Genomic DNA, 19,058 nt, shown 5'->3' on the forward strand with positions numbered 1-19,058 from the left:
CCGGCTTGACCGCGGAAGAGTCTTCTTATTCTGACGCGTTTTCCTGACGCGACCGGCGTCCACTTCGCTCGAAAACGCTACGTAATTCTCAGAGCCGATACAGGATCTGGTCGGTCCAGAAGCGCTCGAGGCGGTGCAGCGACTTGTTCAGCGTCGCGAACTCCTCGTTCGAGATGCCACCGACCTGCTCCACCGTCTTGACGTGCTTCTGGTAGAGCGCGTCCACGATCTTGCGGATCTCCTGGCCCTGCGCGGTGAGGCGGATGCGGACCGAGCGACGATCAACACGAGAGCGCTGATGATCGAGGAAGCCGAGTTCGACGAGCTTCTTCAAATTATAGGAGACGTTGGAGCCGAGGTAGTAACCGCGCGTGCGCAGTTCGCCCGCGGTCAGTTCCTTGTCGCCGATGTTGTAGAGCAGCAGAGCCTGCACCGAATTGATGTCGGCGCGGCCGCGGCGATCGAATTCGTCCTTGATGACATCGAGCAGCCGGCGGTGAAGCCGCTCCACCAAAGTCAACGCTTCCAGATAGAGCGGCTGCACCGGAGTTTGGCCGGCAGAGCGCTCAGCGGTTTCCACCGCCGTTGCAACGGCTTTGATCATGACACTTCCCCTGTCGTCGTTTTTCGACTTATTTCGACGAAACTTCTGTCCCGCCTGATAGCTTCAACTTAAGGGGCCCGTTTGAAGATCCGCTTAAATAAGACAATAAAGAGATCATGAATTTAACAGAGTGAATTGTGCATTAAGCCCTATGGATCAAGGCTTTTTGCAACATTTCGTTGAGGCTGGAAGCGCCCTGTTCACGCTTCGTCTGCATCCCCTGTCGCATTCGGAAACAGGTGGGTCTGAAATCGAAACGCTCGCGTAAGATGTGTGGTGGAACCCTTTACGGCCCTTAACGGTGTGCGAAACGTTACCGGGAAAATTCCGGAAAATTGTACGGGATGGCGTGGCGGTTTCTGCACGCGAATGGATTATGGCGAAAAACTGACGCGTTGCTTCCCCTCTCCTTCTGCCCGCAAGAGCGGGGCGAGAGAAGCATATCGGAGCCTGCTACGGCGGACGTTCGCGGGCGGCCATCCAGGCGAGCATGAGATAGGCGCCGAGCATCACGGCTTCGAGCGCCACCACCGTCAGGCTGCCGCCATAGATCCCCGGGAACATCAGTTCGATTACCGCCATCGACACCACGGTGGTGAGCCACACCACCGCGCCCCAGGGCGTGGCGAGCCAGAGGCCGACGGCGGCGACGAGTTCGATGACGGCGAAATAGACGGTCGCGGTCTGCCAGGCCATCGACTGATTCTCGAACGCCTCCTCCTCGCCGCCGATGAAACCCGTGACCTGCGCCCAGTGGTACAGGCCCTTCATGATCGATACGATCGCCATGATGCGCAGGAACAGCACGAGGCGCCGCGTCCACACATTCTCGTCGGGTTCGATCCGCTCCGACGACATCGCCCCGACGGACATCGCACTGTCCCTGGCCCGCGCCTGATCGCGCGCCGAAAGGTCAGACATGGCAACCGGCCCACGGGCTGATTTGGGAGCCCCGGGGATCGGAGCTGAATGCATGCTGGAATCTCCTTATCGCCTCATGTCTTGGCCCGCCGGGGCGGCAAAATCAATTGCCGATGAGATGGATCAAGGCGCGGTGACGGGCGGCGGGCAAGGTGCTAGAACTGGAACAAATCAAAATTGAGCCGCCGCCTTCAGGAGTACCCATCACATGGCGATCAAATTCGGGCGTCCGATCGAAATGCGCGACGCGCCGCGGCGGCAGACCGCCCTCGCCTCCACCCCGCTCGACCTGATCATCCGCCCCCGCCGGAACCGCAAGGCTGAATGGACCCGGCGGTTGGTGCGCGAAAACGTGCTGACGACCGACGACCTGATCTGGCCGCTGTTCGTGGTCGACGGCACCAACACCCGCACGCCGGTGGCCTCGATGCCCGGCGTAGACCGCCTCACCGTCGATCAGGCGGTGCGCGATGCCGAGCGCGCGATGAAGCTGAACATCCCCTGCATCGCGCTGTTTCCCTACACCGAGCCTTCCCTCCGGGACGAGACCGGTTCCGAGGCGCTGAATCCGAACAATCTCGTTTGCCAGTCGGTGCGCGCGATCAAGAAGGAATTTCCCGAGATCGGCCTGCTCTGCGACGTCGCGCTGGATCCCTTTACCAGCCACGGCCATGACGGGCTGATCGAGGACGGCAGGATCCTCAACGACGAGACGGTGGCGGTGCTGGTGCAACAGGCGCTGGTGCAGGCCGAGGCCGGCTGCGACGTCATCGCACCGTCAGACATGATGGACGGCCGCATCGGTGCGATCCGCGAGGCGCTGGACGACCATGGGTTTGTCGACGTGCAGATCATGTCCTACGCGGCGAAATACGCCAGCGCCTTCTACGGCCCGTTCCGCGACGCCATCGGCTCGGCCAAGACGCTGACCGGCGACAAGCGCACCTACCAGATGGACAGCGCCAATTCCGACGAAGCCTTGCGCGAGGTCGAACTTGATATCGCGGAAGGCGCCGACATGGTGATGGTGAAGCCCGGCATGCCCTATCTCGACATCGTGCGGCGGGTGAAGGACACGTTTGCGATGCCGACCTTCGTCTACCAGGTGTCGGGCGAATACGCGATGATCGCAGGCGCCGCCAACAATGGCTGGATCGACGGCGAGCGCGCGATGATGGAAAGCCTGCTCGGCTTCAAGCGCGCCGGCGCGGATGGGATATTGACGTACTTTGCGCCGCAGGCGGCGGAGAAGCTGAAGGCGGAGGGGTAAGACCCCCGCCCCCGCTCTCCCAGCGTCATTGCGAGGAGCGAAAGTGACGAAGCAATCCATCTATCCGGTATGCGGCACTATGGATTGCTTCGCTGCGCTCGCAATGACGGGGTAAGAGCGGTGAATCTCTCACCACCCCGAATATTGCACGCTGTTAATGGTCGCAGGCCCTTGGCGCGGCCCCCGCCGGTTCCCATGTCTCGATCGGGAATATCGGCCTGGAGGACGAACCATGTCTTATAGCGGCTCTGGCAATAGCGGCGGCGGCTCTTCTGCCGGCGGCGCCTCAAATGCTGGCGGCGCTTGGCGGAACGACGGCGGGGTGCCGCCGCATGCGTTCGATCCCGATTCACAGCCGGAACTGTTTCGCGGCGTGCTGACGCGGCGGGTGTTTGCGTTCCTGATCGACCTCGTGGTGCTGTCGGTGCCGGTCATCCTCGGCTACATCTTTATCTTCGTGTTCGGCATCGTGACGCTGGGGCTTGGCTGGATGCTGTTCTGGCTGGCGTGGCCGGCTACCATCGTGTGGGCGATCGTCTATTACGGCGCCTCGATCGGCGGGCCGCATTCGGCCACGTTCGGCATGCGCGCGATGGATCTGGAGCTACGCACCTGGTACGGCGCGCCCGGCTATTTCGTGCTCGGCGCCTGCCATGCCGTGCTGTACTGGGTCTCGGTGTCGTTCCTGACACCGCTGGTGCTGTTGGTCGGCCTGTTCAACGGCCGCCGCCGGCTGCTGCATGACATCATCCTGGGAACTGTGATCGTCAACAGCTCGGTTCGTACCCAGGTAGTTCCTTCGGCCCGCAGCAGCTACTGAGCGAGCCGCAAACTATTTGACCTGCAGCCTTCGGAGCGCAATGCTGCCGGTCCGACCCTGAATCGGGGCCGGGCCGGCACTTTTACTTTTTTGACGCGTTTTCTTAACGGGAACTGGTGTCTACTTTGTTCGAAAGCGCTATGGTTGATTGTTTCGGAGGCCTCACGAACCGACGTGACCCAGCATTCGCGTGATACCCCGCAGTTCTACCTGACGGCGCCCTCGCCTTGCCCCTATCTGCCGGGCCGGCATGAGCGCAAGGTGTTCACGCATCTGGTCGGCGACAAGGCCGGCGACCTCAACGACCTCCTGACCCATGGCGGCTTCCGCCGCAGCCAGTCGATCGCCTACCGCCCGGCTTGCGACCAGTGCCGGGCCTGCGTTTCCGTGCGCGTGATCGCCAACGAATTTCGTCCCTCGCGCAACTTCAAGAAAGTCCTGGCGCGCAATGCCGACATCGTCGGCGAGCAGCGCAGCGCGGTGCCGACCTCGGAGCAGTATTCGGTATTCCGAGCCTATCTCGACAAGCGGCACCGCCATGGCGGCATGGCCGACATGACCGTGCTCGACTACGCGATGATGGTGGAAGACAGCCATGTCGAGACCCGCATCATCGAGTATCGCAAGCGCGGCGTCGACACCGGCATTACCGGGCACGGCGAGGAGCTGATCGCGGTGGCGCTGACGGACGTGCTCAGCGACGGGCTATCGATGGTGTACTCGTTCTTCGAGCCGTCGCAGCAGAGCCGCTCGCTCGGCACCTTCATGATCCTCGACCACATCACCCGCGCCCGCAGGCTCGGGCTACCTTACGTCTATCTCGGCTACTGGATCGAGGGCTCCAAGAAGATGGACTACAAGGGCCGCTTCCTGCCGCAGCAGCGGCTGGCGCCGTCGGGCTGGCTGCGGGTGGATGCGACGGGCGAGATGTTGGCCGAGCCGCAGGATTAGGTAGCCACAACACTCCTTGTCGTCACCCGCGAAGGCGGGTGATCCAGTATTCCAGAGACAGCAGTGATGAATCGAGAGGCCGCGGCGTACTGGGTCGCCCGGTCAAGCCGGGCGATGACAGTGGTGTATGCGTCTCACCCGAAGAAGGTCTCGATCAGCAGCTTCACGTTCAGCGCCACGATGATGCCGGCGACGATCCAGGCCACGACCGCCACGCCGCGGGGGATGACGAACTCGCCCATCTTGCGCTTGTCGGAAACGAACTTGACCAGCGGGATCACGGCGAACGGCAATTGCATCGACAGGATGACCTGGCTGAACACCAGGAGCTGGCTGGTGCCGCGCTCGCCATAGATCGCGGTGACGATCACGACCGGAACGATGGCGATGCCGCGCGTGAGCAGCCGCCGCGCCCAGTTCGGCAGCCGCAAGTGCAAAAAGCCTTCCATCACGATCTGGCCAGCCAGCGTAGCCGTCACCGTCGAATTGAGGCCGGAGGCGAGCAGCGCCACCGCGAACAGCGTCGAGGCGATGCCGAGGCCGAGCAGCGGCGACAGCAATTCATAGGCCTGGCCGATCTCGGCAACCTCGGTGCGTCCGCTCGAATAGAAGGTGGCGGCGGCAACGATCAGGATCGCGGCGTTGATGAACAGCGCCAGCATCAGCGCAATCGTCGAATCCGTCGTCGCCCATTTGATCGCCTCGCGGCGGCCCTTGTCGTTACGTTCATAGGCGCGGGTCTGCACGATCGCGGAATGCAGATAGAGATTATGCGGCATCACGGTCGCGCCGATGATGCCGATCGCGATGTAGAGCATTTCAGGATTGGTGACGATCTCGGGCGACGGCACAAACCCCTTCAGGACGGCAGCCACCGGCGGCGCCGCAGCCACGATCTGAATCGAAAAGCAGATCGCGATCACGATCAGGAGCGAGATGACAAAGGCTTCGAGGAAGCGAAAACCCTTGTTCATCAGGAGGAGCAGCAGGAAGGCATCGAGCGCAGTTATCAGCGCCCCATAGATCAGGGGAATGCCGAACAGCAGATTGAGCGCGATCGCGGTGCCGATCACCTCGGCGAGATCGCAGGCGATGATCGCGGCCTCGCAGGCCACCCACAGCATGAAGTTGACGGGCCGCGAAAAGCTGGCGCGGCAGGCCTGCGCCAGATCGCGGTCGGTGACGATGCCAAGCCGCGCGGCCAGCGCCTGCAACAGGATCGCCATCAGGTTCGACAGCAGGATGACCGCCAGCAGCGTGTAGCCGAACTTCGAACCACCCGCGAGGTCGGTCGCCCAGTTGCCGGGGTCCATGTAGCCGACCGAGACCAGATAGCCGGGACCGAGGAAGGCCAGCAGCCGGCGCGACCAATGCCCGCCAAATGGCACCGAGATGGTCGAATTGACTTCAGGCAGGCTGCGCTGGGCACCAGCGGCGGCATCGGCGCGCCAGCCGGTGGCGGTCGTATCGGTCATGGTCAAACTCTGGGTCGGGGTTTCGGCACCCAAACCGGGCGTGCGTGCGTCCATTGTCAAAGGGATAGCCGAGGTTCGGCCTTATTGCAACTCACTTGCAACTGCATCTAGCCATCACGAAAATGATACCGTCGCCACCCCCTGTAAAGCACTGAAGAAGTGCTTTACGTTACGATCATGATCAAGCTTCCGGTCGAAACACCTACGGCCACGCTGCGATACGCCCTCGCGCCCGACGAGGCCGGCATTGCCGCCATCGAAGCGACCTTTGCCGACTACGATCGGATGATGGCTATCCTCGCCGAGGTGGCGCCGGTTGGCGCCAACCTCGTCGCACTCCACGCCCAGGCCTATGAGCGGATCCGCACCGAGACCGGACTGCCCGCCCGCCTGGTGACGCTCGGCCTGCGGGACCGCGCTAGCTATGTGGCCGATGCGGCGGTGCGCAAGATTCCGCTCGACGACAAGCTGTTTGCGATCAAGGGACCGACGTCCGTGACCATCAGCACAGTCCGCGGACGTGTTTTGGTGCCCTTCCATATCCCCGGCTATCTCGATGGCTGGGAAAGCCCCTTCCCGGCGCATCTCGTCTCGGATGGCCGCGGCTACGAAATCCACATCGCCGTCAAATCGAAATCACCACCGGAGGAGAAGACCATGGTTCACGAGGGTATCCTTGCACGTATGGGTAGACTTCTTGCCGCTATCGCCAGCGAGACCATCGACAATGCCGAGAACAGCAACAAGGTCGCGCTGGTCAAACAGGCGATCCGCGAGATCGATGCTGGCGCCGACGAAGCACGCCATGCGCTCGGCAAGTCGCGCGCGGAGGAATTCCGCCTCAAGCGGCGGCGCGAGGAGCTGGATGCCGAAATCGGCGGGTTGACGGAAAAGATTCGTCTTGCGGTTGCAGAAAGCCGCGAGGACCTCGCGCGCGCCGGCGTCGCACGGCAAATTGATCTGGAATCGCAGGGCACCGCGCTCGAACGTGCGATGGATTTTATCGAACTCGAAATCGACGAGCAGACCAAGGCCTTGCAGGCGATGCTTGGCGCGCGACGTGAAGCCGAAACCCGCCTGGCCGACCTCGAGGCCAGCCTCGCAAAACATGCGCCGCAGGAAACCGGACGCGCGGCTGGTGCGACTAAAACTGTGAGTCCCGATCGGGCCATGGCGGCAATCGCACGCGTCACCGGCGTGCCGGCGGCCGGCGTGCCCGGCGACAAGGAACTCGATGAACTCGACCGGCTGCACCGCGAAAAGGAAATCGCGGCCCGCCTTGAAAGGATCAAATCGCAGCAATGAGTGCCGTGTCCGACCTCCTGCTGGCGCCCGACGTACGTCCCTTCGCAATTGCCGCTGCAATCATGCTGGCGCTCGGCGGCATCGAACTGCTGGCGACGCTGGTCGGCTTCTCGATCAGCGAACTGTTCGGCAAGGAATTCGCCGTCGACTCTGACAGCGGCAATGGATTGGGCGGCCTGTTCCTGTGGATCAATGCAGGGCGCCTGCCCCTTCTGATCCTGATCATCCTCGCGCTCGGCGTGTTCTCCGTGGCGGGATTTTTCCTGCAGGGGCTGGCGCACGGCGTGGGGCTTTCGGTACCCACCCCGATCGCAGCGCTCGCCGCAGCGGCCGGAAGCGTACCCGTCATCCGGGTTACCAGCCGCGGCATCGCCAAGATTATCCCGCGTGACGAGACCTACGCCGTCGATGAGGCCGACTTCATCGGCCACGTCGCCGAAGTTTCGATCGGCCCGCTCGACCAGGGATTGCCCGGCCGCGTCCGTCTCAAGGATGTCTTCGGCAACTGGCATTCTCTCGTCGCACGGGCCAGTCCCGAATCCGCACCGCTTCCGGTCGGCGCCAGCGTGTTGCTGGTCGACCGCGACGCAAAAAGCTTCATCGCCATTTCCGCACCAGCCGACCTCATTGCGCAACAACGTTCAGACAGGGCTTAAAACATGTGGGAACTTGCAATACCCGTTACGATTGGCGTCATTGTCGTTCTTGTTATCGGTCTCCTGCTCGCCAAACTCTATCGCCGCTCAACGCGTGACGAGGCCTATGTCCGCACCGGGCTTGGTGGGCAGAGGGTTGTCCTCGACGGCGGTTCGATGGTGCTTCCGGTGTTCCACTCCGTCGCATCGGTCAATCTGAAGACGCTCCGGCTGGAGGTCGCTCGCGGTGGTCCGGATTCGATGATCACCAAGGACCGCATGCGCGTCGACATCGGCGCCGAATTCTATCTGCGCGTCAAGCCCGATAGCTCCTCGATCGCGCTCGCCGCCCAGACGCTGGGCAGCCGCACTCAGAATGGAGGCGAGCTGCGCGAGCTGATTGAGGCCAAATTCGTCGACGGCCTGCGTTCGGTCGCCGCCACCATGAACCTCGAAGAGCTGCAGGAGCAGCGTGCGACCTTCGTCAAATCGGTGCAAGAGGCGGTCGGCGCCGATATCCAGAACAACGGCCTCGAACTCGAATCGGTGTCGCTGACGCGGCTCGACCAGAGCGACATCAAGCATTTCAACCCGAGCAATTTCTTCGACGCGCACGGCCTGACGACGCTGACCAAGATCACAAGGGAGCGCGAACAGGAGCGCAACCAGATCGTCCGCACCACCGAAGTGAACATCGCGCAGCAGGATCTCGTGGCACGCCAGACCACGCTGACGATCGAGGCCACCAAGCGCGAGGCGGAGCTGGCGCAACAGCGCGACATCGCCAACAAGACCGCGGCCATGCGTGCGCAGACCGCGCAGGTCGAGCAGACCGCGGTGCAGAACGAAGCCGAGTATCGCATCCAGCAGGAACTGGCGGTCGCCAACAAGCAGACCGAAGCCAATCAGGCCCGCGACACCCGCAAAATCGAAGCCGATCTCGCGGTCAAACGCCGCAATACCGAAATGGAGCGCGATCTGCAGATCGTGGCGCAGGAAAGCGCGATCGCGGTGGCCAACAAGAGCAAGGAACAATCCGAGGCGCAGACGGTTGCCGAAACCGCCCGTGCGCTGGCGATTGCGGCTGAAGAAAAGGTCACCACCGCCAAGGCCGTCGAAATCGCCGAGCGCGACAAGATCATCAACGTGATCGCCGCGCGCAAGGCCGCCGAAACCGAGGCGATGCCGATCACCGTGATGGCGGAAGCCGAGAACCAGGCTGCGACCAACAAGGCGGAGGCCATCACCATGCTGGCCAAGGCCGACGCCGATGCCGCAACCACCCGCGCTGCCGGCGTCAAATCGCTCGGCCAGGCCGAGGCCGAGGTGGCGGCGCTGAAGGCGGAAGCCCGCAACAAGCTCTCGCAGGCGCTGATCGAGTACGATCTCACGCTGGCGCGGATCAACGTGATCCCGAGCGCGCTGGCCGAAGCGGTCAAGCCGATCGAGAAGATTTCCGATATCCGGATCTTCGACACCGGCGGCATGCTTGGCCGCGGCGGCGGCAACGGCGCCATGAACGGCCACAGCAACGGGCTTGGTCTTGGCGACGGCCTCGCCGCGCAGTTGCTGTCGGTCTCGGCGTTCAAGCCGATCATCGACAAGATTCTGGCCGAAGGCGGCTTCGCCGCCGGTCCGGACGCGCTGACCAGCCTGACCAACGCGCTGGCCGCGCAGCAACTGGCCACTCCGGCGGAGCTGCCCGCCGTGCTTGATGAAGATGACGATGAGGTGGCGACGCCACCCGCAACCATCTCCGGAACGGGCAAGGCGACGCTCGGCCCGAAATCCTGATCCCACGCGGGAACGTTTCCGCCGTTTCCATCAAGATCGAAAGAGGCCTGCCGCGATTCGCGGCGGGCCTTTTTCTTGTTCCCCACCCTTGTCGGGAAACGGGTGGGTTGGATCGTCCTCGGGCCGGACAATGCAGCCAGATCGATTCAAGCCCGAGGATTCCGTCATGTCTGCCGCCGAACCAACGCGCCTGCCCGCGACCTTCAACCGTTTGGCCTGGTCGAACCTCGCCGCCCAATCGGCCGAGCAGATTGCGCTCGCCGCAGCGCCCATCGTCGCCGTGCTCCTGCTCGGCGTCGGCGAGGGCCAGACCGGTCTGTTGCAGACCGCGCTGACGCTGCCCTTCATCCTGTTTGCGATTCCGGCCGGCCTGCTGGCTGACCGCGTCTCGCGGCGCTGGGTGATGGCGGGCTCGGAGGCGCTGCGCGCAGCTGCGCTTGCCGGAATTCTATTGCTGCTCTGGTTCGGCGCAATCACGCTGCCGCTGCTGTCGCTGCTCGGCTTCATCGCGGTATGCGGCACGGTCGCCTACAGCGTGGCCGCGCCGGCGCTGGTGCCATCGCTGGTAAATTCGGAGCAATTGCCCGCAGCGAATGCGCGGATCGAACTGGCGCGCACGGTGGCGTTTGCGAGCGGCCCCGCGCTCGGCGGCGTGCTGGTCGGATGGGTGGGCGCAGCGCCTGCGTTCGGCGTCGCCGCGGCGCTGTCCGTGATCGCGGTGGTGTTGCTGTCTGGCATCTATGAACCAGCGCGCGCCCCTGCTCCGCGCCGCCATCCACTGCAGGAGATCAGGGAAGGCGCGGCGTTCGTGCTGCACCACCCGCTGCTGCGGCCGGTGTTCATCACGCAGTTCATCTTCAACACGGCCTCGTTCCTGCTGCTCGCCGTGTTCGTGCCCTACGCCGTGCGCCATCTCGGCCTGTCGGCTACCGGCGTCGGCGTGACACTCGGGATGTATGGTGTCGGCATGGTGGCCGGCGCACTCTCGGCCACGCGGGTGATGAAACGCCTCGCCTTCGGCACCGTGATCGGGCTTGGACCCGTAACCGGTTTCGTCGCAGCGACCGTGATGGCGCTGACCACGATCGTCCCCGCAGCCTGGCTTGCAGGCGCAAGCTTCTTCCTGCTCGGCGCCGGCCCAATCCTGTGGGTGATCTCGACCACGACGCTGCGCCAATCGGTGACGCCGCCCTCGCTGCTCGGCCGCGTCTCCGCCATCAATATCATGAGCTACGGCGCCCGCCCGCTCGGCTCGGCGCTGGGCGCCATCGTCGGTGGCCTCTACAGCGCCGAAGCCTGCCTCTATCTGGCAGCCGCCATCTTCGCCGCGCAGGCGCTGGTGATCCTGCTGTCACCTGCGGTGTCGCTGGCGCGGCAGCCGGACATGGTGGGGGAAGCAGCGCGCTGCTAGTGGGCTGGGTAGCGCGAAAGCTCGCTTACGGCCGCATGAACATGAAGTCCGTATCGGAATCGCAATTGTCAGCGACAAAGCGCAGCTCCGACTGAACGTCGGCGACGGGGCGGCTTTCAAGATATTTCGAGACGATGAGACTTAGCAGCGCGCGGCAGACGCCGTCGGCGTCATGCCCGGCGGCCTCAGCGTCCGCTATCGCGGCCGTAAAATGGCGGGTGGCAATCTCGGTTGCCGACATGTTGGCTTCCATCTCATGCATGACCGCATCATGCGGTCGTCCGACGCAATTGAGACCGGCAGCGGCGGCAGCGCATTGACGTGAATCAAGCGAGCAAGCTCGCCCATCAACTCGCCAGATACCGCTCGTACTTCCCCGCCACCACCTCATCCGCGGCGATATCCGGATCGAGCGTGTACAGATCCTGCGCGCGGCCGATGCCGCGGAGCGCATAGCGGCCGGTGGAGACGAGGTAGTTTCGCCCGGCGGCGTCGAGGCCGGCGCGGAAGGCCGATGACATCAATAGTTCGCGGTCGACCGAGCGGCACATCGAGGCGATGCGGCTGACTTCGTTCACCGCCGGGCCCACCACGGTGAAGTCGAGCCGGTCATCGCTGCCGATATTGCCGTAGAAGACTTCGCCGACATGCAGGCCGACATGGGCCGATGTCACAGGCCGCCCCTCCGCCGTGCGGCGGGTGGTGAGCGCCTTCATGTTGCGGCGGAAGCGATGCTCGGCGCGCAGCGCGGCGCGGTTTGCCTTCGCCATGTTCTCGTGCGTGAACATCGCCAGCACGCCGTCGCCGATCAGCTTCAGCACCTCGCCGCCGGCGTCGTGGATGGCATCGATCGAGGCCTGCGCGTAATCGTTGAGGAAGGGAATGATCTCGCCGGGATCGATGCTCTCGCTGATCGCGGTCGAGCCGCGCAGATCGGAGAACCACAGCACCGTGTTGATGCGCTCGGTGACGCCGCGCGTCATCCGTCCGCGCAGCACCTGCTCCGCGGTATCGCGCCCGAGATAGACGCGCCCCAGCGTCTTGGTGATATCGGCCTGCGCCGCGGATTTGATCGCAAGCCCCAGCACCGGCACAAGATCGCGCAGCGCCGCGAGCCCCTGCGCGCCAAAGCCCTCGTCGCGCCTTGTCACCCAATAGGAATAGACGCAATCCATCTGCCCCATGGTACCGGCCTCGCCGAACTGATGCACATAGGCTACGAGGTGCTTGTGGCCCTTGTCGGCGAGTTCGTTCACGAACTTGAACCGTTGGGCCGCGCCGTCGGCGAGGTTGATCGGCAGTTCGTCATGGCCCTGTTCGAGCATGTGATAGAAGATCGAGCTGCGCCAGGCCGCCGCGGCTTCGCCCTCATTGGTCGAGCCATATTCGAACACGTCGCTTTCGTTGGTCTCGGCATCGTTCCAGCGGAAGCCGCGGCCCTCGAAAATCGGATGCAGCGTATCGATGAAGACCATGCCGCGCGACACATGAAGGCCTTCGGCGCGGCAGCGCTCGCAAAAGCCGCGGATCAGATCGTTTTGGGGCAGGCCTGTGAGGCCCTGGCTGACCAGCCAGTTCGTCAGGCGCAAACGGGGAGTGAGTTCCATGCGCTGATTATGCCGCGCAATCGTGACGAGTGAAAGCCTCGCGCCCTTCAACGTTTCGCGCGCGTCACCGCCTCGCCGTCTTCCTTGACAAAGGAATCGACGGGGTTGTCGAGCAGGTCGAGCACCAGCTCCGAAGGCCGGCACAGCCGGACGCCCTTCGATGTCACCACGATCGGCCGCTGGATCAGGATGGGATGCGCAAGCATGACATCGATCAGCTCGTCGTCGCTCCATTTGGGATCGGCAAGGCCGAGCTCGGCATAGGGCGTCCCCTTTTCGCGCAACAGCTCGCGCGGCGAGATGCCGAGCGCCCCGATCAATTCGACCAGCTGCGCGCGGCTCGGCGGCGTCTTCAGATATTCGATCACCTCGGGCTCCTCGCCGCTCTGCCGGATCATTGCCAGCGTGTTTCGCGAGGTGCCGCAGGCGGGGTTGTGATAGATCGTGACGGTCATGGTCGGGCCTCCTTCGCTGCTGCCGCCTCGCCTGCCCCACGCAGCAGCCACGTCATGAAGATCAAGGCAATCACCGCGCCGCAAAGCTCCGCTGCGATAAAGCCGGGCAGATCGGCGGGGCGAATGCCGGAGAACGTATTGGTCATCGAGCGCGCGATTGCAACGGCCGGATTGGCAAAGGACGTTGACGCGGTGAACCAATAGGCCGCGGTGATGTAGAGGCCGACCAGCCACGGCACCGCGGCGGCGTTGAACCGGATGCCGCCGAGAATGGTGACGAGCAGGCCGAAGGCGGCGATGCCTTCGGCAAACCATTGCGCCCCGCCGGTTCGCATTTTCAGGGAGGCATCGATCAAAGGCAACGCGAACATCGCATGCGCAATGATCGTCCCCGCAATTCCACCCGCGACCTGAGCGGCCACATAGGCCACCGCATCGCGCGGCGCGAGCTCGCGCCTCAGCGCGAAGACCAGCGACACTGCCGGATTGAAATGCGCGCCCGAAACAGGCCCGAGAATGGTGATGAGAACCACCAGGATCGCGCCGGTCGGCAGCGTATTGCCAAGCAGCGCCAGCGCGACATCCTTGGTCAGGGTCTCGGCCATGATGCCGGAGCCGACCACGGTCGCAACGAGCAGCGCGGTGCCGAGCGCTTCGGCCGCGAGGCGGCGCGGCAGATCAAATTCGGACATTAGCTGGCCTTCTCCTGGCCTGAGGTCGAACCGTCGGTGCGGCCGATGTCGCGCAGCTTCGTCCCCAGCGACAGACGGTCGATGCTTTCCAGCGGCAGGCTGGCAAAGGCGGTAATTCGATTTTTGAGATAGCGGAAGGCCGCGACAAACGCGGCTTCCTTCTCGATGTCGGTGCCGTCAACGGCGGCCGGGTCTTCGATCCCCCAATGCGCCGTCATCGGCTGACCCGGCCACACCGGACAGGATTCACCGGCGGCGTTGTCGCAAACCGTGAAAACGAAATCCATCACGGGCGCATCGCTGCGCGCGAACTCTTCCCAGCTCTTCGAACGCAACCCGTCCGTGGGGTAGTCGAGACGATTCAGGACCTTGATCGCAAACGGATTGACCGTCCCCTTCGGCTGGCTGCCGGCGGAGTAGGCGCGAAAATGGCGGCGACCGTCCTTGCGCAGGATGGATTCCGCCAGGACGGAGCGGGCTGTATTGCCGGTGCACAGGAAAAGAACGTTGTAGATGCGCTCAGACATGCGCTTTCCTCCTCGACTTCGGGGGACAACACGGCGTGAGGTCTGCAATCAGCGGGCCGCAGATTTCCGGGCGACCGTGGCAACAATCCCTGAGCATGAACAGCACCACGGACTGAAAGGCCTTCAGATCGGCGCGATAAACAATCGAGCGGCTGAAACGCCGCGCCGTCACCAGCCCGGCCCGCGACAGGATCGCCAGATGCGACGACATGGTGTTTTGCGGCACGGCGAGCGCCTTGGCGATGTCGCCGGCGGCCAGCCCCTCCGGCTCGTGTTTCGCCAGCAGGCGAAACACGTCGAGCCGGGTCGATTGCGCCAGCGCCGCCAGCGCCAGAATGGCTTGCTCGGATTCCATATATCTGGATATATCGATATATGGCCGCATCGTCAACGGATTCAGACTTCATATTTCGATAATTCTGGAAATACCGTTGACGAGCCGCAACCTCCATGTCATGATCCCCTCATGAAACTCGACGACGCCGCCGCCCATCTGGAAGCGCTGGGTAATCCAACCCGGCTGAAAATCTACCGCGCGCTGATCCGCGCCGGCGGCGCCGGGCTTGCCGTCGGCCGGCTGCAGGAGAAATTGAAAATCGCGCCCTCCACCCTCTCCCATCACATCAAGGCGCTGGTGGTGGTGGGGCTGGTCACCCAGGTACGCGATGCCACCACGCTGATCTGCCACGCCAACTATGAGGTGATGCGGGAGCTGGTGGGTTTTCTCGTTGCCGAATGCTGCACCGAAAGTGCTGAGACCAAGGACGCCAAGACCGCGGCCTGAATGCTGCGTTTTTATCGACCCCTATTTCGATATTTCTAGTTTTATGGGAGGAGAGCATGAGCGGAGCCAAGACGGTAGCCATCATCGGAGCCGGGCCGGTCGGCCTCGCCGCCGCAGCCCATGTGCTGGAGCGCGGGCTGGAGCCGATCGTGCTGGAGGCCGGAGACAGTGTCGGCCACGCCATGCGGCAGTGGGGTCACGTCCAGCTGTTCTCGCCCTGGGAATACAATGTCGACAAGGCAGCGGCGCGCCTGCTCGCGGCGGCGGGCTGGAATTCGCCCGAGCCAGACCAGTATCCGACTGGCGCGGAGATGGTTGAACACTACCTCGAACCGCTCGCCGGCAATACCGCGCTGAAATCCCGCATTCAGACCTCGAGCCGCGTCACCGGCATCAGCCGAACCGGCTTCGACAGGATGAAGACCAACGGCCGCGAAAAGGCGCCGTTCGAAATCCGCTATCAGAACGGTCTGGGTCCGAAGGTCGTCAAGGCCGATGCTGTCATCGACGCCTCCGGCACCTGGCATGTGCCGAACCCGGCGGGCGCCAATGGCCTCCCCGCCATCGGCGAACCCGAGACGTCCAACCGGATCGCTTATGGCATGCCCGACGTTTTGGGCAGGGAACGCGCGCGCTATGCCGGCAAGACCGTCGCGGTGCTGGGCGCGGGGCATTCGGCGATCGGCACGCTGACCGATCTGGCGAAACTTGCACAGGAGGTGCCGGGCACCGCGCCGATCTGGCTGCTGCGCGGCAGCGATCCCGCCAAGGCGTTCGGCGGCGGCGCCAACGACAAGCTGACAGCGCGCGGCGAACTCGGTGCGGCCTTTGCCGCGCTGGTGACCGCAGGCCGGATCAAGGTGGAAAGCGAGTTTCGTGTGTCGCATCTGATCGCCGACGGCCCTCGCCTCATCGTCGGCGCTATCTCCGCCTGCTCGGCGCGGCAGGTCGTGGTCGACGAGTTGATCGTCGCAACCGGTTTCCGGCCGGATCTCGATTTCGTCCGCGAGCTTCGCATCCGGCTCGATTCCGCGATCGAATGTCCGGTGGCGCTGGCGCCGCTGATCGATCCCAATATTCACAGTTGCGGCACAGTACGCCCGCACGGCGCCCGTGAGCTGGCGCAGGACGAGCCGGGCTTCTACTTCGCCGGCATCAAATCTTACGGCCGCGCGCCGACCTTCCTGATGCTCACCGGCTACGAACAGGTGCGCTCGATTGCCGCCGACATCGCCGGCGACCGAGCCGCCGCCGAGCGGGTCGAACTGGTGCTGCCCGAGACCGGAGTTTGCAGCCGTTCGCTCGCGCCAGATGCCAGCAATTGCTGCGGCGGCCCTGCATTATCGGATGTTGACGCTTGTTGCGTCGCGGATGAAAAAGCAAAGCAGCAAGGCAAGACGGGATGCGGTTGCGCATCCTGAAACAGGGAGTGAACGGAATCTCGCTGGAAGGTCGATCCGTCATTGTCGCGATGTGCGTGGGGCAACTCGGCAGCCTGCTTCCGCACGTCGTCGTGCCCTCGATTCTGGCCGCATTCCTGATCCCGGAATGGCATCTGAGCGGCGCGCAAGCCGGCCTGCTGGCGGGCTCGGGCGCTGCCGGCTACATGCTGACCGTGCCGGTGCTGGCGACGCTCACCGATCGCATCGATGCGCGCAAGATCCTGATCGCGGGCTCGGCGGTCAGCGCGCTCGGCACGCTGCTGTTCGGCGCCTTCGCCACCGGCCTGTGGTCGGGCGTCCTCTTCAACGCGATTGCCGGCATCGGCTTTGCCGGCGCCTACATGCCCGGGCTCAAGGCGCTGACGGACCGGCTCGCACCGGGCGATTCGTCCCGCGCGATCACGCTGTACACGTCGAGTTTCTCGTTCGGCGTCGGTATGTCATTCCTGGTTTCGCAGCTCGTGGCCGAAGCCTGGGGTTGGCGTAGCGCGTTCTTTGTGACCGCCACCGGGCCGCTCATCATGCTCACGGTCTGCTTCCTGTTGCGGCCGGTCGAGCCAAAACCGGCGTCGGGGCGGCTTCTGGATTTTGGTCCGGTGTTCCAGAACCGGAAAGCCATGGGCTTTGTGCTCGGCTACGGTGCGCACTGTTTCGAGCTGTATGGCATCAGGACCTGGATCGTGGCGTTCTGGACCTTTGTCGCCGCGAGAAATTCCGACGCGCCGATCCTGACACCGATCGTGGTCAGCGTTGTGTTCTCGCTTCTTGCCATGCCCGCGAGCATACTCGGTAACGAATTCGCGCTCCGGTTCGGCCGTCACCGCGCCATCACGGCCGTCATGCTCGCCTCCGCCGCCGTGGCACTCCTGATCGGCTTCTTCGCCGACAAGTCGCCGTGGATGCTGCTGCCCCTGATCCTCATCTATGCCATCACGGTGCCTGCTGATTCAGGCGCGTTGACCTCGGGCATGTCGATGGCGGCGGACCCGAGCTATCGTGGCGCGACCATGGCGATGCATTCCACCGTCGGCTTCAGCCTGTCCGCGCTTGGCGCGTGGGCGCTGGGTGTCGCGCTGGATGCGACCGGCGGTCCGCAGAGCGCGTCGGCATGGATGGCCGCCTTCTCGGTGCTGGCCGCCGGCATCCTGCTCGGCCCGCTGGCGCTGATGTGGTCGAGGAAAGAGATGCGACAATCGTGAACCAGCTTCCCATCATTTTGGCCCTCGGCACGACGCAGACGCTGGCCTGGGCGTCGAGCTATTACCTGCCGGCGATCCTCGCCGATCCCATCGCGCGCGATCTCGGCGTTTCCTCAAGCTGGGTGTTTGGCGCGTTCTCGGCATCGTTGGTGCTCTCCGCCCTGCTCGCCCCACGGATCGGACGTCAGATTGATCTCGTTGGCGGCAGACCTGTGCTGTCGATGTCGAATCTGATGCTGGCGGCGGGTCTCGTGCTGCTCGGCATGAGCACATCGATCCCGCTCATGATCGTCGCCTGGCTCCTGCTCGGCATCGGCATGACCGCAGGCCTGTACGACGCCGCCTTTGCCGCGCTTGGACGCATCTATGGCGATTCGGCCCGCCGCGCGATCACCGGCATCACGCTGCTGGCCGGCTTTGCCTCGACGGTCGGATGGCCGCTATCGGCGTGGGGCCTGGAGACCATCGGCTGGCGCAACACCTGCTTTGCCTGGGCGGCGGCCCATATCCTGATCGGCCTGCCGATCAATTTGCTGATGCTGCCGGCGGTGAAGGGCGCGAAAGCCGCGGTGGCGGCGGCCGTCAAGCCGCATATTCCCATCGACCGGACCATGATCGTGCTGGCGTTCGTATTTGCCGCGGCCTGGACCGTCACCGGCGCGATGGCGGCGCATCTGCCGCGCATCATGGAAGCGGCCGGCGCGACCACCGCGCAGGCGGTGTTTGCCGGCGCGTTGATCGGCCCCGCGCAGGTGGCCGCACGGATCTTCGAGGCGGGCTTTCTTAGCCGCTACCATCCGCTGGTCTCGACCAAGCTCGCCTGCATCACGAATCCCATCGGCGCTGTTATCCTGGGGCTGGCGGGCGGCGGCGCGGCCAGCGTGTTCGCGGTCTTTTACGGCTCGGGCAACGGCATCCTGACGATTGCACGCGGCACGCTGCCGCTGGCAATCTTCGGCCCCGAGAATTACGGCTATCGCCTCGGCATCATCGGGGCGCCGGCGCGGATGGCGCAGGCGGCAGCACCGCTGCTGTTCGGGCTATTGATCGAGGCCATGGGCGCGCGGGTGCTGATCGTCTCCTCCGCGCTCAGCATCGCAGCGCTGCTGGCGCTGTTCCTGCTGCGGAAAGGACCGCGGACAGAGACCTGAGGAAGGCTAATCCTG

21 protein-coding genes are annotated in these 19,058 nt (G+C 64.1%); 12 read left to right on the top strand and 9 right to left on the bottom strand.

The window, feature by feature from the left end; genetic code table 11:
- Positions 1–88: 88 nt before the first annotated feature.
- A complete protein-coding gene (gene ldtR / locus LMTR21_RS22950; protein WP_028345688.1) occupies positions 89–604 on the bottom strand; it encodes a transcriptional regulator LdtR in 516 nt (171 codons plus the stop codon).
- A gap of 453 nt (positions 605–1,057) precedes the next feature.
- Positions 1,058–1,525 carry a DUF6163 family protein gene (locus tag LMTR21_RS22955; RefSeq protein ID WP_057839064.1) on the bottom strand — a complete coding sequence of 156 codons (468 nt, stop codon included), beginning with the start codon at positions 1,523–1,525 and terminating at the stop codon, positions 1,058–1,060.
- A 52-nt stretch (positions 1,526–1,577) separates the two neighbouring features.
- On the opposite strand from LMTR21_RS22955, the gene LMTR21_RS41485 reads away from it, so the two are divergent.
- From LMTR21_RS41485 to LMTR21_RS22970, 4 genes are all read left to right on the top strand, one after another.
- The gene (locus tag LMTR21_RS41485) at positions 1,578–1,706 is read left to right on the top strand and encodes a hypothetical protein (RefSeq protein ID WP_283813500.1); all 129 of its coding nucleotides are present in this window, start codon (positions 1,578–1,580) and stop codon (positions 1,704–1,706) included.
- Between the two features lie 27 nt (positions 1,707–1,733).
- The gene (hemB, locus tag LMTR21_RS22960) at positions 1,734–2,795 is read left to right on the top strand and encodes a porphobilinogen synthase (RefSeq protein WP_065754788.1); all 1,062 of its coding nucleotides are present in this window, start codon (positions 1,734–1,736) and stop codon (positions 2,793–2,795) included.
- 232 nt (positions 2,796–3,027) lie between these two features.
- On the top strand, positions 3,028–3,615 hold the full coding sequence (locus tag LMTR21_RS22965; protein WP_065754787.1) for an RDD family protein: 588 nt from the start codon (positions 3,028–3,030) through the stop codon (positions 3,613–3,615).
- Positions 3,616–3,789: 174 nt separating this feature from the next.
- Positions 3,790–4,566, top strand: a complete 777-nt coding sequence (locus tag LMTR21_RS22970) for an arginyltransferase (protein WP_148635997.1) — start codon at positions 3,790–3,792, stop codon at positions 4,564–4,566.
- A 134-nt stretch (positions 4,567–4,700) separates the two neighbouring features.
- On the opposite strand, the gene LMTR21_RS22975 is transcribed toward LMTR21_RS22970, so the two are convergent.
- Complete coding sequence (locus tag LMTR21_RS22975; RefSeq protein ID WP_065754786.1) at positions 4,701–6,095, bottom strand: Nramp family divalent metal transporter; 1,395 nt, start codon at positions 6,093–6,095, stop codon at positions 4,701–4,703.
- A gap of 123 nt (positions 6,096–6,218) precedes the next feature.
- Here LMTR21_RS22975 and LMTR21_RS22980 point away from each other — a divergent pair, with 123 nt between their 5' ends.
- From LMTR21_RS22980 to LMTR21_RS22995, 4 genes are all read left to right on the top strand, one after another.
- The gene (locus tag LMTR21_RS22980; RefSeq protein WP_065754785.1) at positions 6,219–7,346 is read left to right on the top strand and encodes a PspA/IM30 family protein; all 1,128 of its coding nucleotides are present in this window, start codon (positions 6,219–6,221) and stop codon (positions 7,344–7,346) included.
- Entirely contained in the window at positions 7,343–8,002 is a 660-nt protein-coding gene (locus tag LMTR21_RS22985; protein WP_065754784.1) for an OB-fold-containig protein, read from the top strand. Before LMTR21_RS22980 ends, LMTR21_RS22985 begins: the two co-directional genes overlap by 4 nt.
- A gap of 3 nt (positions 8,003–8,005) precedes the next feature.
- Positions 8,006–9,775 (top strand): flotillin family protein, encoded by a 1,770-nt coding sequence (locus LMTR21_RS22990; RefSeq protein WP_065754783.1) that lies wholly within the window; start codon positions 8,006–8,008, stop codon positions 9,773–9,775.
- A gap of 166 nt (positions 9,776–9,941) precedes the next feature.
- On the top strand, positions 9,942–11,186 hold the full coding sequence (locus LMTR21_RS22995) for an MFS transporter (RefSeq protein WP_065754800.1): 1,245 nt from the start codon (positions 9,942–9,944) through the stop codon (positions 11,184–11,186).
- A gap of 25 nt (positions 11,187–11,211) precedes the next feature.
- On the opposite strand, the gene LMTR21_RS23000 is transcribed toward LMTR21_RS22995, so the two are convergent.
- The 6 genes from LMTR21_RS23000 to LMTR21_RS23025 all read right to left on the bottom strand — a co-directional run bounded on the left by LMTR21_RS23000 (position 11,212) and on the right by LMTR21_RS23025 (position 14,822).
- Positions 11,212–11,448 (bottom strand): hypothetical protein, encoded by a 237-nt coding sequence (locus LMTR21_RS23000; RefSeq protein WP_246174007.1) that lies wholly within the window; start codon positions 11,446–11,448, stop codon positions 11,212–11,214.
- Between the two features lie 85 nt (positions 11,449–11,533).
- The gene (locus LMTR21_RS23005; RefSeq protein WP_065754782.1) at positions 11,534–12,793 is read right to left on the bottom strand and encodes an adenylate/guanylate cyclase domain-containing protein; all 1,260 of its coding nucleotides are present in this window, start codon (positions 12,791–12,793) and stop codon (positions 11,534–11,536) included.
- A 47-nt stretch (positions 12,794–12,840) separates the two neighbouring features.
- Positions 12,841–13,248 carry an arsenate reductase (glutaredoxin) gene (arsC, locus tag LMTR21_RS23010; protein WP_065754781.1) on the bottom strand — a complete coding sequence of 136 codons (408 nt, stop codon included), beginning with the start codon at positions 13,246–13,248 and terminating at the stop codon, positions 12,841–12,843.
- On the bottom strand, positions 13,245–13,940 hold the full coding sequence (locus LMTR21_RS23015; protein ID WP_065754780.1) for an aquaporin: 696 nt from the start codon (positions 13,938–13,940) through the stop codon (positions 13,245–13,247). The genes arsC and LMTR21_RS23015 overlap by 4 nt, the downstream gene beginning before the upstream one ends.
- Complete coding sequence (locus LMTR21_RS23020) at positions 13,940–14,467, bottom strand: arsenate reductase ArsC (protein ID WP_065754779.1); 528 nt, start codon at positions 14,465–14,467, stop codon at positions 13,940–13,942. The genes LMTR21_RS23015 and LMTR21_RS23020 overlap by 1 nt, the downstream gene beginning before the upstream one ends.
- Complete coding sequence (locus LMTR21_RS23025; protein ID WP_065754778.1) at positions 14,460–14,822, bottom strand: ArsR/SmtB family transcription factor; 363 nt, start codon at positions 14,820–14,822, stop codon at positions 14,460–14,462. Before LMTR21_RS23025 ends, LMTR21_RS23020 begins: the two co-directional genes overlap by 8 nt.
- Positions 14,823–14,933: 111 nt before the next feature.
- On the opposite strand from LMTR21_RS23025, the gene LMTR21_RS23030 reads away from it, so the two are divergent.
- The 4 genes from LMTR21_RS23030 to LMTR21_RS23045 are packed head-to-tail and all read left to right on the top strand — an operon-like array spanning position 14,934 to position 19,043.
- A complete protein-coding gene (locus LMTR21_RS23030; protein WP_065754777.1) occupies positions 14,934–15,251 on the top strand; it encodes an ArsR/SmtB family transcription factor in 318 nt (105 codons plus the stop codon).
- Positions 15,252–15,307: 56 nt separating this feature from the next.
- Positions 15,308–16,672 (top strand): NAD(P)-binding domain-containing protein, encoded by a 1,365-nt coding sequence (locus LMTR21_RS23035; protein WP_065754776.1) that lies wholly within the window; start codon positions 15,308–15,310, stop codon positions 16,670–16,672.
- 50 nt (positions 16,673–16,722) lie between these two features.
- Positions 16,723–17,892, top strand: coding sequence for an MFS transporter (locus LMTR21_RS23040; protein ID WP_187399407.1), 1,170 nt, complete (start codon positions 16,723–16,725; stop codon positions 17,890–17,892).
- On the top strand, positions 17,889–19,043 hold the full coding sequence (locus LMTR21_RS23045; RefSeq protein ID WP_246174032.1) for an MFS transporter: 1,155 nt from the start codon (positions 17,889–17,891) through the stop codon (positions 19,041–19,043). Before LMTR21_RS23040 ends, LMTR21_RS23045 begins: the two co-directional genes overlap by 4 nt.
- Positions 19,044–19,058: the final 15 nt, after the last annotated feature.

Origin of the sequence: Bradyrhizobium paxllaeri (assembly GCF_001693515.2) — a bacterium.
In the GTDB taxonomy this organism is placed as follows: Bacteria; Pseudomonadota; Alphaproteobacteria; order Rhizobiales; family Xanthobacteraceae; genus Bradyrhizobium; species Bradyrhizobium paxllaeri.

Bases quoted from the DNA above. Each gene is read 5' to 3' on its own strand.
- ldtR (WP_028345688.1), bottom strand. From the start codon at position 604: ATGATCAAAGCCGTTGCAACGGCGGTGGAAACCGCTGAGCGCTCTGCC.
- LMTR21_RS22955 (WP_057839064.1), bottom strand. From the start codon at position 1,525: ATGTCTGACCTTTCGGCGCGCGATCAGGCGCGGGCCAGGGACAGTGCG.
- LMTR21_RS41485 (WP_283813500.1), top strand. From the start codon at position 1,578: ATGCTGGAATCTCCTTATCGCCTCATGTCTTGGCCCGCCGGGGCGGCA.
- hemB (WP_065754788.1), top strand. From the start codon at position 1,734: ATGGCGATCAAATTCGGGCGTCCGATCGAAATGCGCGACGCGCCGCGG.
- LMTR21_RS22965 (WP_065754787.1), top strand. From the start codon at position 3,028: ATGTCTTATAGCGGCTCTGGCAATAGCGGCGGCGGCTCTTCTGCCGGC.
- LMTR21_RS22975 (WP_065754786.1), bottom strand. From the start codon at position 6,095: ATGGACGCACGCACGCCCGGTTTGGGTGCCGAAACCCCGACCCAGAGT.
- LMTR21_RS22980 (WP_065754785.1), top strand. From the start codon at position 6,219: ATGATCAAGCTTCCGGTCGAAACACCTACGGCCACGCTGCGATACGCC.
- LMTR21_RS22985 (WP_065754784.1), top strand. From the start codon at position 7,343: ATGAGTGCCGTGTCCGACCTCCTGCTGGCGCCCGACGTACGTCCCTTC.
- LMTR21_RS22990 (WP_065754783.1), top strand. From the start codon at position 8,006: ATGTGGGAACTTGCAATACCCGTTACGATTGGCGTCATTGTCGTTCTT.
- LMTR21_RS22995 (WP_065754800.1), top strand. From the start codon at position 9,942: ATGTCTGCCGCCGAACCAACGCGCCTGCCCGCGACCTTCAACCGTTTG.
- LMTR21_RS23000 (WP_246174007.1), bottom strand. From the start codon at position 11,448: ATGCATGAGATGGAAGCCAACATGTCGGCAACCGAGATTGCCACCCGC.
- LMTR21_RS23005 (WP_065754782.1), bottom strand. From the start codon at position 12,793: ATGGAACTCACTCCCCGTTTGCGCCTGACGAACTGGCTGGTCAGCCAG.
- arsC (WP_065754781.1), bottom strand. From the start codon at position 13,248: ATGACCGTCACGATCTATCACAACCCCGCCTGCGGCACCTCGCGAAAC.
- LMTR21_RS23015 (WP_065754780.1), bottom strand. From the start codon at position 13,940: ATGTCCGAATTTGATCTGCCGCGCCGCCTCGCGGCCGAAGCGCTCGGC.
- LMTR21_RS23020 (WP_065754779.1), bottom strand. From the start codon at position 14,467: ATGTCTGAGCGCATCTACAACGTTCTTTTCCTGTGCACCGGCAATACA.
- LMTR21_RS23025 (WP_065754778.1), bottom strand. From the start codon at position 14,822: ATGGAATCCGAGCAAGCCATTCTGGCGCTGGCGGCGCTGGCGCAATCG.
- LMTR21_RS23030 (WP_065754777.1), top strand. From the start codon at position 14,934: ATGAAACTCGACGACGCCGCCGCCCATCTGGAAGCGCTGGGTAATCCA.
- LMTR21_RS23035 (WP_065754776.1), top strand. From the start codon at position 15,308: ATGAGCGGAGCCAAGACGGTAGCCATCATCGGAGCCGGGCCGGTCGGC.
- LMTR21_RS23040 (WP_187399407.1), top strand. From the start codon at position 16,723: ATGTGCGTGGGGCAACTCGGCAGCCTGCTTCCGCACGTCGTCGTGCCC.